Origin of the sequence: Jannaschia seosinensis (assembly GCF_001408515.1) — a bacterium.
In the GTDB taxonomy this organism is placed as follows: domain Bacteria; phylum Pseudomonadota; class Alphaproteobacteria; order Rhodobacterales; family Rhodobacteraceae; genus Jannaschia; species Jannaschia seosinensis.
Genome location: NZ_CYPR01000061.1, coordinates 1 through 14,315, shown reverse-complemented (window position 1 = coordinate 14,315; position 14,315 = coordinate 1). Strand labels below are relative to the sequence as shown.

The following is a 14,315-nucleotide window of genomic DNA, read 5'->3' as shown; positions in this document are numbered from 1 at the left end:
CCTGGCAATCTGCCGGATCAACCGGCGGATATGGGCCGCGCTCTCGGCCCCATTGGGGCGGCGGGCCGGGCGCAGCAGTGTCCCCACGAGCCGGCCCTCACCGTCAAACACGACGATCGGCTGGAAGCCGAACTCGTCGTAGAACGCATTGAACAGGCGCAGCTGCTGGTGCCCATGCACCGCGTCAAAGGTATCGTCGATATCGAGCACGATCCGGCTTGGGGGGCGCGCAAAGGAGTGACAATAGAACCGGATCATCTCGCGGCCCATGCGGATAAGGGCGCGGGCGTCGGGCAGGTTTTCCATGCGCGAGATCGTCGGCTGCGAACACAAGGCCGGCCCTGTTTCCGGGCCACGCTCCAGTGCGATCCTGAAGCTGGGATCGTACCGCAGGGCTGCCGCGTCGTTGCCGTCTTCATATTCCGCCGCGATCATCATGATCCGGAACCGAATGATGTCGCACAGGCTATGCTGAACTTTCGCCGGGTCACGCGGATCGTGCAGGCAATCTGCGAGCCGCTGCGCCAGACCCGCCCTGCGCTCGATCTCGCGCAGCAGGGTCAGGCCGGCGTCGGAGCTCATGTCGGCGCCGTCAAACCCGAGTAGGACCGGCTTACCGTTAAGGCGTGACAGGCGGGGCGTGGAGCACGTAGACTGGGTCATGGCGGAGGTCGTCCTGCTGAAATCTGAATCTTTGGCGTCAATAACCAAAAAATACATAGTTTCAGACGGTTATGCCACCTCCGCCGCCTTCTCGTGAATTATCCGGGTTAGGTGTACAGGCGGAGCCTAACCCGCACCTAACTTGCCGCGGCGACCACACGCAGCGGTTTCTGCGGCACGGCAGTCCCCGGCCCGACAGGGCGCGTCGCGCCGTTCTCGACACCATCGCGCAGCGCCTCGATCAGCGCGCGCAGATCGTCGGACCGCTCGGTGAGCGAAGTGCTGGTCACCGTGGATGCCTTGGCCGTGGCCGCATTTTCCTGGATCACGTGATCCAGATCGCGGATGGCCCGGTTGATCTGCTCGGCGCCGACCTGTTGCTCGCGCGTGGCGGCCGAAATCTCCTCGACCAGTTCGGCGGTGCGGGCGATCTCGGGGACGAGGGCGGTAATCTCGCGCCCGGCCTCGTGCGACGCCTCATGCGTCTCGTGGGAGAGACGGCCGATCTCGGACGCCGCGACCTGGGCCCGCTCGGCAAGCTTGCGCACCTCGTCGGCCACGACAGCGAACCCTTTCCCGTGCACCCCCGCACTCGCCGCTTCTATCGTGGCGTTCAGCGCCAGAAGGTCGGTCTGGCGCGCAATCTCCTGCACCACGCGTATTTTCTCGGCGATGGCCGACATGGCGGCAACGGCGCGGGACACGGCATCGCCGGCGCGCTGGGCATCGACGGAACAGCTCTTGGCGATGGTCTCGGTGGTCGCGGCATTTTCCGCGCAATGCCGCATCGAAGCCGCGATCTCCTCCATGGCCGACGATGCCTCCTGCGCGGAGGATGCCTGACGGGCGGCGGCGTTGCTGATCTTGGTCGACAGGCCCGCGACCTCCTGGCAATCCGCGGCGACGAGATCGACACTCCCGCTCGCGCGGTCGAGCATGCGGTGGCGCGCCGCGATCTCCTTGGACATGTCCCGCACGAAGGCGGCGTAGCCCCACGATTTGCCGATGCGCATCTTTGATAGGGCGAGGCTCACGGGCACGATCTCTCCGTCGTGGCGATGAACGGTGACCTCGCGGCTGGTGCCCACGATCTTGTTATGGCCGGTGGTCCGGTTGGCGTCGATCAGGGCGTCGTGATTGTGCCGGTGCGCTTCGGGGACGAGCATCGAGACATTCCGCCCGAGAACCTCGTCCCGCGCATAGCCCCAGAGCCGTTCGGCCGCGTCGTTGAAATAGATGACCGCATTCGTGGCATCGATCAGCACCACCGCATCGATCGCCTGCTCCAAGGCACTGCTCAGCATCCATGCCGGGACACCGGCACCTCGGCGGCGTTGAAACAGCTTGCGCATGGACCCGAACCTCGTGCGACGCAGCTCATCACGGCTGCTTTGCGGCGGATACCGACCGGGAATGAACATAACGTTGAGATCCGGCGTCAGGAACATCGCCGCCGGGGCCGGCACCCTCCGACAAACAGGAAAGGGGCCCCGCAGGGCCCCTTCGCGAAGGTCATGCCGCTGGCGTCACTCCACCACGGAGAACTTCTTGAACTTCGGATCGTCCTCGGGGCTGACCTCGGTGCCGACCTGCTCGGTCATCCCCCAGTTGAGGACCTGGTGGTGCAGCGGGATATAGAGCCGCTCATCCTGCATCGTCTGCCAGATCTCGGCGATCGTGGCGTTGCGCGCCTCGAGGTCGGTCTCGGAGGCCAGGCTCACGATCTTCGCGTCCGTTTCCGCGTCGGAAAAGCCGGTCGGGTTCCATGAACCGCGATCGCCTTCCTTGGTGTGGGTCAGGAAGTTGAAGATGTATTCGCTGTCATAGGTCGGCACGCCCCAGCCCAGCATGTAGAAGTCGGTCTCGCCGTTCTGGATGAGCGGGAAGTGCAGCGCCTTGGTCTGCGCGTTGAGGTTCACGGTGATGCCGATCTGGCCCAGCATGCCCGCCACCGCCTGACAGATCGCCTCGTCGTTGACGTAGCGATCGTTCGGGCAGTCGAGTTGCAGCGAGAAGCCGTCGCCATAGCCGGCCTCCTCCATCAGCGCCTTGGCGGCGTCGATGTCCTGCGGCTCGACGGCGTCGAGCTCCTCGGTCCAGCCGTTGACGAAGGGCGGCGCGATCATGCCGGCGGGCAGCGACTGGCCCCGCATCACGACCTGCCGGATGGCGTCGCGATTGATGGCCATGTTCATCGCCCGGCGCACGCGCACGTCCGACAAGGGGTTGGCCCCCTCCACGTCGTCGCCCGCAATGTCGTCGGCGCCCATGTTCATGCCGAGGAAGATCACGCGGTTCTGCGGCGCGGTCTTGACCACGAGGTTCTCGGTCTCGCCCACGCGGCCGAGATCCTGCACCGGCACGTCCTGGATGAAGTCGACCTCGCCGGACAGGAGCGCCGCGACGCGCGTGGCCGCGTTCTGGATCGGCGTGTATTCGATCCGGTCGAAGTCGAGCGGGAACTGATCCACGCCCCAGTAATCGGGATTGGCCTCCAGCACGGTCCGCACGTCCGGCTCGCGGCTGACGAGGGTGTAGGGGCCGGTGCCGTTGACGTTGGTGGCGGCAAAGGTTGTCTCGCCCGACGCCATGTCCTGCACCTCGACGACGTCGTTGGCCTCGGCCCAGCCCGAATCCATGATGAACAGGTTGGTGAAGTTGGCCGGCAGGATCGGGTTCGGACCCTCGGTGACGAACTCGACCGTGTGGTCGTCCACCGCCCGGATCTCGGTGATCGAGGTCAGCAACTCCTTCATGGCGGAATTGTCGGACTTCGCGCGCTCGAAGCTGAAGACGACGTCCTCGGCGGTGAATTCGGACCCGTCGTGGAAGGTCACGCCCTCGCGCAGCTCGAAGGTCCAGACGGTCGGGTCGTCCTCGTTGACCGACCATTCGGTCGCCAGCGCCGGCTCGAATGCGCCGGTGACGTCGCGGATGATGAGAGGTTCGTAGATCTGGTGCGACAGCGTGTGCGTCGGCCCCTCGTTCTGGGCATGGGGGTCGAGCGTCAGGCTGTCGCCGGCGCGCGCCCAGCGCAGCGTCTCGGCATTCGCGACGCCGGCGGTCAGCGCCAGCGTCGTCAGGATGGCTGTGGTTCTCAGCATGGAAGGTCTCCCGTTGGATACGGCCCCTTGGCGGGGCTCATGCCTGCAAGGGACCACCGTTGGCGCACGGACGCAAGCGTCACGCGGCGGCGCAGGCGGCCCTAGCGCTGCGCATTCGCCCAGTCGGGGTGAATCCACGGCTGTGCGTTCTCACGCGGCAAACGCCGTCCCAGGATGTGATCGGCCGCCTTTTCGCCCACCATGATCGACGGGCCGTTCAGGTTGCCGTTGGTGATCCGGGGAAAGATCGAGCTGTCGGCCACGCGCAGCCCCTCCACGCCGATCACGCGGCATTCGGGATCGACCACCGCGCCGGGATCGTCGGCCGCGCCCATCCGGCAGGTGCCGCAGGGGTGATAGGCGCTTTCGGCATGTTCGCGGATCGCCGCGTCGAGTTCGTCATCCGTCTGCACCCCCTCGCCCGGCTGGATCTCGTGCTTGCGGTAGAGCGCGAAGGCGTCCTGCGCGAAGATCTCGCGCGTCAGGCGGATGCAGCGGCGGAAATCGACCCAGTCGTCGGGATGGCTCATGTAGTTGAACCGGATGCGCGGGGCGGATGCGGGATTGCCGTCGCGCAACGTGACGTCGCCGCGCGACTTCGAGCGCATCGGCCCGACATGCGCTTGAAAGCCGTGCCCCTCGGCCGCGACCTTGCCGTCGTAACGCACCGCAAGCGGCAGGAAGTGATACTGGATATCCGGATACCGTACCCCGGCACGCGACCGGATGAAGGCGGCGCTCTCGAAGTTGTTCGTCGCCCCCGGCCCCGTCCGCGAAAAAAGCCATTGCGCCCCGACCCAGGCCTTGCCCGGCAGGTTCCAGTAGCGAAACAGCGTGATCGGACGGCTCGCCGCCATCTGGACGTAGATTTCCAGGTGGTCCTGCAGGTTCGTGCCGACGCCCGGCCGGTCGGCCCGCACCTCGATCCCGTGGTCGCGCAGATGCCCGGCCGGGCCGATCCCCGACAGCATCAGAAGCTTGGGCGAGTTGATCGCCGAGGCCGCGATGATCACCTCCCCATGCGCCCGCACGACCCGCCCGCCCGCAAGTTCGACCCCGACGGCGCGGTTGCCGTCGAAGGCGATCCGTTCCGCAAGCCCGCGCACGATCCGCAGCCGCCCGCTCGCCTTTGCGGGGCGCAGGTAGGCGTTTGCGGCGGACCACCGGCGGCCTTTCCAGACCGTCTGCTCCATCGGGCCGAAGCCCTCCTGCTGGACGCCGTTGTAATCGTCGGTGACCTGATAGCCCGCCTCGCGCCCGGCCTCGACGAAGGCGCGGTAGAGGGGGTTCGCGCGCGTGCCCCGCGTGACGTGGAGCGGCCCGTTCGTGCCGCGCCACTCGGGATCTCCGCCATGGCCGTTATCGTGCCACGTCTCCATCCGCTTGAAATAGGGCAGCACGTCCGCGAAGGACCAGCCCGCCGCGCCCGCCTCGGCCCAGTGGTCGTAATCGCAGGCATGCCCGCGCACATAGACCATGCCGTTGATGCTGCTCGACCCGCCAAGGACCTTGCCGCGCGGCACCACGAGCTCCCGCCCGCCCAGGCCCGGCTCGGCCTCGCTGCGGAAGCCCCAGTCATAGCGCGGCATATTCATCGGGAACGACAGCGCCCCCGGCATCTGGATCAGCGGCCCGGCATCGGAGCCGCCATGTTCGATGATCGCGACCGTATGCCCCGCCTCCACCAGACGATAGGCGATCGCGCAGCCGGCGCTGCCGGCGCCGACGATGACGTAATCCGCTGAAATCCCGGGCATCAGAACGACGCCTCGACCGGGCCCATGCCGACATAGATGCTCTGGGCCTCGGTGAAATGGTCCATCGCCATCCGCGCGTTTTCGCGCCCGATGCCCGAGGCCTTGGAGCCGCCGAACGGCATCCCGGCAGGCGTCAGGTTGTATTGGTTGATCCAGATCGTCCCGGCCTCCAGCCGCGCCGCCACGCGGTGCGCCCGGGCGAGGTCGCGGGTGAAGAGCCCGGCCGAAAGGCCGTATTCGGTGGCATTGGCGCGCGCGACGCCCTCCTCCTCCGTGGAAAAGGTCAGGACCGACATGACGGGCCCGAAGATCTCCTCGCGCACGCAGGTCATGTCGTCGGTCAGATCCGTCAGCACGGTCGGCTCGATCCAGAAGCCGTCGCGCGCCATCCGCCCGCCGCCCGCGAAGATCGTCGCCCCCTCGGCCCGCGCGGTGTCGAGATGACGCAGCACGATCTCCATCTGCGCCTGCGTCGTCATCGGTCCGAAATTCGTCGCCTCGTCGAGCGGGTCGCCGGAGCGCACGCCGTCCAGCCGCACCCGCAGGCGGTCGAGGAACGCCTCGGCGACGTCCTCCTGCACGAAGACCCGCGTGCCGTTGGAGCAGACCTGTCCGGAGGAATAGAAATTGCCGTTGATCGCGCCCGACACGGCATCCTCGATATCGGCATCCTCGAAGACGAGGATCGGGGATTTCCCGCCGAGTTCCATCGTCACGTGCTTCATGCCGCCCGCTGCGGCCGCCGCCACCTTGCGCCCCGTCGGCACCGATCCCGTGAGCGAGACCTTGGCGACGCGCGGATCGGTGGTGAGGCGGCCGCCCACCTCGCCCGCGCCCTGGATCACGTTGAAGAGCCCCGCGGGCAGACCCGCCTCCACGAGGATCTCGGCCACCTTGAGCGCGCAGAGCGGCGTCGTCTCGGACGGCTTGAACACCATCGCGTTGCCGGTGGCGAGCGCGGGCGCGGCCTTCCAGCAGGCGATTTGGGTCGGGTAATTCCACGCGCCGATCCCGGCGCAGACCCCCAGCGGGCGGCGGATCGTATAGGCCCAGTCGTCGCCGAAGCGCATCGTCGTGCCGGTCACGTCGACGGCCAGACCGCCGAAATATTCCAGCGCGTCGGCGCCCGACGCCGCATCGGCCACCAGCGTCTCCTGCAGGGGCTTGCCGGTATCGAGCGTCTCGAGCACCGACAATTCGCGGTTGCGCGCCCGAAGCAGGTCGGCCGCACGGCGCAGGACGCGCCCCCGCTCCGCCGGGTCGGTGCGGGCCCATTCGGTCTGTGCGCGGGTCGCGGAGTCGAGCGCGCGGTCGATGATCTCGGGCGTCGCGGCATGGACCGTCGCGACCGTTTCGCCGGTGGCGGAATAGATGACGGGAATGGCGTCGCCGGACGTGTCCTCGACATAGGCGCCATCGACAAAGTGGCTGGCGGCGGGCTGCGCATCGGGTCTGGTCATTTTTTACCTCAATCGGATCAGCAGGTTGCGGCGATTACCCATGGGTAATCGCGTTCAGTCCTTGGGGGCGCGCTGCGCCTCTTCCAGGATGTTCAGGTCCATGTGGTTGCGCATGTACCGCTCGCTCGCCACGCGCATCGGCTGCCAGTCCCATGGATAGTGGCCGCCCTGACGCAGGGCGTCGTAGACGATGTGGCGGCGGGCCTGGCTCTCGCGGACCTCCGCGTCGAAGCGGGCGAGATCCCAGCGGGCATCGGCCTCGGCGCGCAGGGCGGTCAGCGTGCCGGCATGCGCGGGATCATCCGTGAGGTTGGTCAGCTCGTGCGGATCGGCCTCAAGGTCGAAAAGCTGCTCGGGGTCGAGGGAGCATTTGGTGTATTTCCACCGCCCCTGCCGCAGGGCGACCAGCGGGGCGCAGGACCCTTCGGCCGCGTATTCCATGGCCACCGGCGTCACGCGCGTCCCGCCCTGCCCCAGCGGCACGAGGGATTCGCCCGTGACCCACGGGGCGACCTCGCTCATGTCGACGCCGGCCAGATCGCAGAGCGTCGGGCAGACATCGACGTTGGAGACGGGCGTGAGGTCGAGCCCCGGCGCAACCTCCGGCGCGGCAATCATCATCGGCACGCGGGCGGAGCCTTCGAGAAAGCTCATCTTGTACCAGAGCCCCCGCTCGCCCAGCATGTCGCCGTGGTCGGAGACGAAGAGGATGACGGCCTCCTGCCGCGTATCCTCCAGAACCTGCAGCACCTCGCCCACCTTCTTGTCGAGATAGGAGATATTGGCGAAATAGGCCTGCCGGGCGCGGCGTATGTCCTCGGGCGAGACGTCGAAATTGCCGCGGTCGTTGGCGTCGAGGAGGCGGCGCGAATGGGGATCGTGCGCCTCGTAGGGCATCTCGGGCACGGGCGGCAGCAGGTGGTCGCAATCCGCGTAGAGATCCCAGAACCGCTTGCGCGCCACGTAGGGATCGTGCGGATGCGTGAAGCTGACGGTCAGGCACCACGGCCGTTCGTCGTGACCCCGCGCGGCGTCGTAGAGCCATTGCTTCGCGAAATGCGCGACCTCGTCGTCGTATTCCATCTGGTTGGTGATCTCGGCCACGCCCGCGCCGGTGACGGAGCCCATGTTGTGGTACCACCAGTCGATCCGCTCGCCCGGCTTGCGGTAATCGGGCGTCCAGCCGAAATCGGCGGGATAGATGTCGGTGGTCAGCCGCTCCTCCATCCCGTGAAGCTGATCGGGGCCGACGAAATGCATCTTGCCCGACAGACACGTCCGGTAGCCCGCGCGGCGCAGGTGATGGGCGTAGGTCGGGATATCCGAGGCGAATTCGGCGGCGTTGTCGTAGACCCGCGTGCGCGACGGCAGCAGGCCCGACATGAACGATGCCCGCCCGGGCGCACAGAGCGGCGAGGCGGTATAGCCGTTGCGGAACCGGCGCGACCTTGCGGCGAGGCGCTTGAGGTTCGGCGCGTGCAGCCATTCGGCGGGCCCGTCGGGAAAGAGCGTCCCGTTGAGCTGATCGACCATCAGGATCAGGATGTTGGGCTTGGTCACGCCAGCCCCCGCTCGATGTAATCCAGCACGAGTCGGGCGCAATCCGCCCCGTCCGGCGCGTCCCGGCGCAGCGCCTGACGGACGTAGAGGCCATCGATCATCGCGCCGACCCCCTCGGCCAGGGTCTCGGGCGCATCCGACAGGGGGCGCAGGGCATGGAGCAGGTTCGACCGCAGCCGCGCGTGATAGACCTGCAGAAGGCGCCGCGCGCCCGCGTCACGATGGGCACGGACGTAGAAGTTCAGCCAGGCGGCCACGACCTCGTCGCGGAAGTTCGACGGCGTGAAGGAGGCGCGCACGATCGCCTCGAGCCGGGCATGCGGCCCGTCCGCCATGGCGAGTGCGCCGCGCGCCTCGGCGCCGTAGACCGACAGGACGTGACGCATCGCGGCGAGCAGCATCCGGTCCTTGGACCCGAAATAATGATGCGCCAGCGCCGGCGACATGCCGGCACGCCTGGCGATCCGGGCGACGGTGATGTCGGTCGCGCCGGTCTCGGCGATCTCGGCGATGGTCGCACGGACCAGCGCGTCGCGGCGCAGGGGTTCCATTCCGATGCGGGGCATTCCACTCTCTCGACACGATTTGCTTCTCGACGGCTGTTGTCTTAATTGATCAGTCAATCAATAAAAAGCCCCGCCGCAAGGTCGGGGCGTTCCGATCTGCAAACAAGGGAGACGATCCATGATTCGCACGACCCTCACCGCCGCCACGCTGGTGCTGTCCGCCGGCGCCGCGCTGGCCGAAACGCATTCCGAATGCCGCGAAGTGACCTTTGCCGATGTCGGCTGGACCGACATCACCGCGACGACGGCGGCCACGACCTACCTGCTCGACGCGCTCGGCTATGAGACGGATGTGAAGGTCCTGTCGGTGCCGATCACCTATACCTCCATGGCCGAGGGCGACATTGACGTGTTCCTTGGCAACTGGATGCCCACGATGCAGGCCGACATCGCGCCCTACAAGGATGCCGGAACGGTCGACACGGTGCGCGCGAACCTCGAAGGCGCGAAATACACGCTGGCCGCCAACGAAGTGGCCGCGGAGATGGGCATCGATTCCTTCGACGACATCGCGGCGCATGCCGATGCGCTGGACGAGCGGATCTACGGGATCGAGCCGGGCAATGACGGCAACCGCCTGATCCAGCTGATGATCGACGAGGATGCCTTTGGCCTGTCGGAGTTCGACGTGCGGGAATCGTCCGAGCAGGGCATGCTCGCGCAGGTGGAACGCCTGACCCGCCGCGGCGAGCCGATCGTGTTCCTCGCCTGGGAGCCGCATCCGATGAACGCCAACTTCGATCTGACCTATCTGGAGGGCGGAGACGACTATTTCGGCGCCGATCTGGGCGGCGCGACGGTCTACACCAACACGCGCGCAGGCTTCGTCGAGGAATGCGAGAATGTGGGTCAGCTTCTGCAGAACCTCGAATTCACGCTTGAGATGGAGAACGAGATCATGGGCGCGATTCTTGATGAGGGTGCCGATCCGCGCGAGGCCGCCGAAGAATGGCTGTCGGCGAATACCGGCGTGCTGGAGCAGTGGCTCGACGGCGTGACCACCTTCGACGGTGGCGATGCGATGGCGGCCGTCGAGGCGGCGCTGGATTGATCCGATCTGCGGCGCGGGCCCGGATGGCCCGCGCCCTGACCCACGCGAGGATGGACGTCTTACATGGAATGGCTGATCGACAACAAGCTGCCGGTGGGCGACGCGGCGGCGGAGGCCTTCACGTGGCTTCAGAATGTGGGCCAGCCGTTTTTCGACGGGCTCGCGGCGGTGATGGAAGCGGTGATCGAGGCGATCCTGTGGGTGATGCAGACCCCGCATCCCCTGTTCGTCATCGCCGTCTTCGTCATCTTCACCTGGTACATGCAGCGCTCCTGGCGCATCGCCCTCTTCGTGGCGGTCGGGTTTCTGTTCGTGCTCAACCAGGATTACTGGGAGGAGACGACCCAGAGCCTGACGCTGGTGCTGTCGGCCTGTCTGGTGTGCATGCTGATCGGGGTGCCGATCGGGATCGCGGCGGCGCACCGACCGCGGCTCTATGCCTTCATGCGGCCCGTTCTCGACCTGATGCAGACGCTGCCGACCTTCGTCTATCTCATCCCCGCCATCGTGTTTTTCGGCATCGGCATGGTGCCGGGCCTGATCGCGACGGTGATCTTCGTGCTGCCCGCGCCGATCCGCCTGACGCATCTGGGCATCGCCTCCACGCCGCCGGCCCTGCGCGAGGCGGCCGAGGCGTTCGGCGCCACGCCGCGCCAGACCCTGTGGAAGGTGGAGCTGCCCTATGCCCTGCCGCAGATCATGACCGGCCTGAACCAGACGATCATGCTGTCGCTGTCGATGGTGGTGATCGCCGCGCTGGTCGGGGCGGACGGGCTGGGCGTGCCGGTTGTGCGCGCGCTCAACCAGGTGAACACGTCGCTCGGCTTCGAGAGCGGGTTCGTCATCGTGGTCGTGGCCATCATGCTCGACCGGATGCTGCGGATGGAGCGGCGGTGATGCAAGACGCGATGCGCGGCATCTACACCGATCATTGCCGCCGCTCGAACCCCGACGCGATCGGCGCCAACCTCGCCTGCCTTGACGCAGAGACACCGTTTCTGCCGCAGGTGATCGTGAACGACGGGATCCATCATCCCTACGACGGGCCTTCGGGACGTGCGGGCCTGCTGCATTTCGTATCGGAGGAAAATCCATGACCCGCCCCGCCGTCGCCTTCGACAACGTCTCCATCGTCTTCGGGGACCGGCCGCGCAGTGCGCTGGAGCTGATGGACGAGGGCCGCGACCGCGCCGAGATCCAGGAGGCGACAGGTCAGGTCCTGGGCGTCCACGATTGCTCGCTCGAGGTGGGCGAGGGCGAGATCCTCGTGCTGATGGGCCTGTCGGGATCGGGCAAGTCGACGCTTTTGCGCGCGGTCAACGGGCTCAACCCCGTGGTGCGCGGCGAAGTTCGGATCGACGACGGCGACGGCATGGTGTCGGTCACGCGCGCCAAGGGGCGCAAGCTGCGGCGTCTGCGCCAGGAACGCGTGGCGATGGTATTCCAGCAATTCGGCCTGCTGCCATGGCGGCGGGTGCGGGAGAATGTCGGGCTGGGCCTCGAATTGTCTGGCATGAAGGCCCGCGAGCGCAACGAGATGGTCGAGCGGCAACTCGCGCTGGTTGGCCTCACGGAGTGGGCCGATCACAAGGTGAGCGAGCTTTCCGGCGGGATGCAGCAGCGCGTCGGGCTGGCCCGCGCCTTCGCCACCGAGGCGCCGATCCTGCTGATGGACGAGCCGTTCAGCGCGCTCGACCCGCTGATCCGGACGCGGCTGCAGGACGAGCTTCTGGAGCTTCAGGCGCGGCTCAAACGGACGATCGTCTTCGTGAGCCACGATCTCGACGAGGCGTTCAAGCTGGGCGGGCGGATCGCGATCATGGATGGCGGCCGGATCGTGCAATGCGGCACCCCGGCCGAGATCTTCACCGATCCGGCCAGCGATTATGTCGCCGATTTCGTCGCCCATATGAACCCGCTCGGCGTGCTGACGGCGGGCGACATCGCCGAGGCGGGCGAGGCGTCGGGCGAGGCGGTTCCGGCGGCGATGCCGGTCCGCGATCTCATGCGGCTCTGCGCGATGCGGGACGGCCCGATCCCGGTGCAGCGGGGCGGCCAGACCATCGGACGCGTCGACAGCGCCGCCGTCCTGTCGCGGCTGGCGCGTCCCTCAGCCGCCCGTCAATCCGAGTAGATAGCGGCCGTAGCGGTTCTTGGCATAAAGCTCCGCCTGCGCGACCAGGACATCGCGATCGATCCATCCCGCCCGGAAGGCGATCTCCTCCAGGCAACCGGTCTGCAGGCCCTGCCGCCGCTCCAGCGTACGCACGAAATTGCCGGCATCGAGCAGGCTTTCGTGGGTGCCGGTATCGAGCCAGGCATAGCCCCGCCCCATCCGGGCCACGTCGAGCGTTCCCTCGTCGAGATACATCTGCAGAAGCGACGTGATCTCCAGCTCGCCACGTTCGGAGGGCCGCACCTCCCGCGCGCGGCGCGGCGCGTCGCCATCGAGAAAGTAGACCCCCGTGACGGCGTAGTTCGACGGCGGCACCTCAGGCTTCTCGACAATCTCGACCGCGCGGCCCTCCGCATCGAAAGATACCACGCCGTACCGTTCGGGATCGGCAACCTGATAGCCGAAGACGGTGCCGCCGGTGCGGCGCGCATCGGCGTCGCGCAGCATTTCGGGCAGGCCGTGGCCGAAAAAGATGTTGTCGCCCAGAACCAGCGTCGAAGGCGCACCGGCGAGGAAATCCTCGGCCAGAAGATAGGCCTGGGCCAGCCCGTCCGGCGAAGGCTGCGCGATATAGGTCAGAGACAGGCCCCATTGACTGCCGTCGCCCAGCATGCGGCGGAACTGCTCGGCATCCTGCGGGGTGGTGATGATCGCGATCTCGCGGATGCCGGTGAGCATCAGCACCGAAAGCGGGTAGTAGATCATCGGCTTGTCGTAGACCGGCAGGAGTTGCTTGGAGATCCCCACCGTGACCGGATAGAGCCGCGTCCCCGAGCCTCCGGCGAGAATGATGCCCTTGCGGTCGGTCATGATGGCGCTCCTTCGCTTACGCGGCGAAGGAGTAGCGGCGGCGCCGGCGCGTCGCAAGGTCGCGGCTTGGCAGGCGCGGCGCGGGCGGGCAGGATCGTGCGCGGGAGGACGGCCATGCGGATCGATGTGCATCAGCATTTCTGGCGGATCGAGCGGGGCGATTACGGCTGGATGGGCGACGATGTCGCGCCGATCCGGCGAGACGTGCTGCCGGGCGAACTTGCGCCGATCCTTGCGCGGCATGGCATCGTCGGGACGGTTCTGGTGCAGGCCGCCGCCACGGAGGCGGAGACGCGGTTCCTGCTGTCGCTTTCCGCCGGGACGGATTTTGTGCGCGGCGTCGTCGGATGGTTGGATCTCGCCGGGCCGGACGTGGTGGCGCGGCTGGCGGATCTGGCGCGCGATCCGAAGCTGGTCGGTATCCGGCCGATGCTGCAGGACATCTCCGAGACCGGCTGGATCGCACGCCCCGAGGCGATGCGCGGTCTGCGCGCGCTGGCGGAGAGGGGTCTGTGCTTCGACGCCCTCGTGCAACCCCCCGCTTGCGCGGGTCGTCCGCGCTCTGCCGGACTTGTCCGTCATCATCGACCACTGCGCCAAGCCGCACATCGCCGGCGGCACCGATCCGGGGCCGGATTGGCGCGCGGGCATGGCCCGGCTGGCGGATCTGCCGAACGTGAGTTGCAAGCTTTCCGGTCTGGTCACCGAGGCCGGGCAAGCTTGGGTGCGGCGGCGCGCGATGCGGTTCTGGGCGGTAATGCGGTGCGGGTCTACGGGTTGGAAGCGGCCGCAGCCGGTCCGACGGCGGCTCTGCGAGGCGGCGCGCCGAGATGATCCGGCGGCAGTGGTCCCTTTTCCCGCATCCACGTGCCGTCAAGAATAGGTTCGACACCGGAACGCCGCGCCTAATCCTTGCGAATGCGCGCCTTGGCGCCGGAGTGACGTTCGAGAACCCGCAGCATCGCGTCGCCGTATTGGCGTGACGGCTCGAGCATCGCCTTCTCGGCCCATTCGTTCCAGGCATTCACGATGATTTCGCCGCGATAGGACTGATCCAGCCGCTCCGCGCAGAGCCGCTCCAGCCAGCGCTCGAAGGTCATCGGGTTGGCGCCCCAGGCGATATGGGCGGATGGGCCGCGGCGGGCGGTGTTGTCCCAGGACGGCATGA

The 14,315-nt window shown here is 67.3% G+C and carries 13 protein-coding genes and 1 pseudogene; 5 read left to right on the top strand and 9 right to left on the bottom strand.

Annotation, left to right across the window (positions count from 1 at the left end; genetic code table 11):
• The 7 genes from JSE7799_RS05675 to betI form a co-directional block, all read right to left on the bottom strand.
• Positions 1-663: IS1380 family transposase (locus JSE7799_RS05675; protein WP_055662763.1), on the bottom strand; the 663-nt coding region annotated here is incomplete at its 3' end.
• Between the two features lie 137 nt (positions 664-800).
• Entirely contained in the window at positions 801-1,967 is a 1,167-nt protein-coding gene (locus JSE7799_RS05670) for a methyl-accepting chemotaxis protein (RefSeq protein ID WP_222101710.1), read from the bottom strand.
• Positions 1,968-2,189: 222 nt separating this feature from the next.
• A complete protein-coding gene (locus JSE7799_RS05665; RefSeq protein WP_055662760.1) occupies positions 2,190-3,767 on the bottom strand; it encodes an ABC transporter substrate-binding protein in 1,578 nt (525 codons plus the stop codon).
• 101 nt (positions 3,768-3,868) lie between these two features.
• Positions 3,869-5,515: a choline dehydrogenase gene (betA, locus tag JSE7799_RS05660; RefSeq protein ID WP_055662762.1), complete on the bottom strand. Its 1,647-nt coding sequence runs from the start codon at positions 5,513-5,515 to the stop codon at positions 3,869-3,871.
• 8 nt (positions 5,516-5,523) lie between these two features.
• Positions 5,524-6,984, bottom strand: a complete 1,461-nt coding sequence (gene betB, locus JSE7799_RS05655) for a betaine-aldehyde dehydrogenase (RefSeq protein ID WP_055662759.1) — start codon at positions 6,982-6,984, stop codon at positions 5,524-5,526.
• A gap of 54 nt (positions 6,985-7,038) precedes the next feature.
• Positions 7,039-8,544 carry a choline-sulfatase gene (gene betC, locus JSE7799_RS05650; protein WP_055662758.1) on the bottom strand — a complete coding sequence of 502 codons (1,506 nt, stop codon included), beginning with the start codon at positions 8,542-8,544 and terminating at the stop codon, positions 7,039-7,041.
• Positions 8,541-9,110: a choline-binding transcriptional repressor BetI gene (betI, locus tag JSE7799_RS05645; RefSeq protein ID WP_055662757.1), complete on the bottom strand. Its 570-nt coding sequence runs from the start codon at positions 9,108-9,110 to the stop codon at positions 8,541-8,543. Before betI ends, betC begins: the two co-directional genes overlap by 4 nt.
• A 118-nt stretch (positions 9,111-9,228) precedes the next feature.
• Here betI and choX point away from each other — a divergent pair, with 118 nt between their 5' ends.
• From choX to choV, 4 genes are all read left to right on the top strand, one after another.
• On the top strand, positions 9,229-10,161 hold the full coding sequence (gene choX, locus JSE7799_RS05640; protein WP_055662756.1) for a choline ABC transporter substrate-binding protein: 933 nt from the start codon (positions 9,229-9,231) through the stop codon (positions 10,159-10,161).
• 63 nt (positions 10,162-10,224) lie between these two features.
• Positions 10,225-11,058: a choline ABC transporter permease subunit gene (gene choW, locus JSE7799_RS05635; RefSeq protein ID WP_055662755.1), complete on the top strand. Its 834-nt coding sequence runs from the start codon at positions 10,225-10,227 to the stop codon at positions 11,056-11,058.
• The gene (locus tag JSE7799_RS05630; protein ID WP_055662754.1) at positions 11,058-11,258 is read left to right on the top strand and encodes a hypothetical protein; all 201 of its coding nucleotides are present in this window, start codon (positions 11,058-11,060) and stop codon (positions 11,256-11,258) included. The genes choW and JSE7799_RS05630 overlap by 1 nt, the downstream gene beginning before the upstream one ends.
• Entirely contained in the window at positions 11,255-12,295 is a 1,041-nt protein-coding gene (gene choV, locus JSE7799_RS05625; RefSeq protein WP_055662753.1) for a choline ABC transporter ATP-binding protein, read from the top strand. The genes JSE7799_RS05630 and choV overlap by 4 nt, the downstream gene beginning before the upstream one ends.
• Here choV and rfbA read toward each other — a convergent pair.
• Positions 12,272-13,147 (bottom strand): glucose-1-phosphate thymidylyltransferase RfbA, encoded by an 876-nt coding sequence (gene rfbA, locus JSE7799_RS05620; protein WP_055662752.1) that lies wholly within the window; start codon positions 13,145-13,147, stop codon positions 12,272-12,274. The two genes, choV and rfbA, sit on opposite strands and share 24 nt — an antisense overlap.
• Positions 13,148-13,261: 114 nt before the next feature.
• Between rfbA and JSE7799_RS20910 the strand changes: the two are divergent.
• Positions 13,262-14,030, top strand: a pseudogene (locus JSE7799_RS20910) (amidohydrolase family protein).
• 22 nt (positions 14,031-14,052) lie between these two features.
• On the opposite strand, the gene JSE7799_RS05610 reads toward JSE7799_RS20910, so the two are convergent.
• On the bottom strand, positions 14,053-14,315 hold a 263-nt coding region (locus JSE7799_RS05610), incomplete at its 5' end, for a glycoside hydrolase family 99-like domain-containing protein (protein WP_055662750.1).

Bases quoted from the DNA above. Each gene is read 5' to 3' on its own strand.
- JSE7799_RS05670 (WP_222101710.1), bottom strand. From the start codon at position 1,967: ATGCTGAGCAGTGCCTTGGAGCAGGCGATCGATGCGGTGGTGCTGATC.
- JSE7799_RS05665 (WP_055662760.1), bottom strand. From the start codon at position 3,767: ATGCTGAGAACCACAGCCATCCTGACGACGCTGGCGCTGACCGCCGGC.
- betB (WP_055662759.1), bottom strand. From the start codon at position 6,984: ATGACCAGACCCGATGCGCAGCCCGCCGCCAGCCACTTTGTCGATGGC.
- betI (WP_055662757.1), bottom strand. From the start codon at position 9,110: ATGCCCCGCATCGGAATGGAACCCCTGCGCCGCGACGCGCTGGTCCGT.
- choX (WP_055662756.1), top strand. From the start codon at position 9,229: ATGATTCGCACGACCCTCACCGCCGCCACGCTGGTGCTGTCCGCCGGC.
- choW (WP_055662755.1), top strand. From the start codon at position 10,225: ATGGAATGGCTGATCGACAACAAGCTGCCGGTGGGCGACGCGGCGGCG.
- JSE7799_RS05630 (WP_055662754.1), top strand. From the start codon at position 11,058: ATGCAAGACGCGATGCGCGGCATCTACACCGATCATTGCCGCCGCTCG.
- choV (WP_055662753.1), top strand. From the start codon at position 11,255: ATGACCCGCCCCGCCGTCGCCTTCGACAACGTCTCCATCGTCTTCGGG.
- rfbA (WP_055662752.1), bottom strand. From the start codon at position 13,147: ATGACCGACCGCAAGGGCATCATTCTCGCCGGAGGCTCGGGGACGCGG.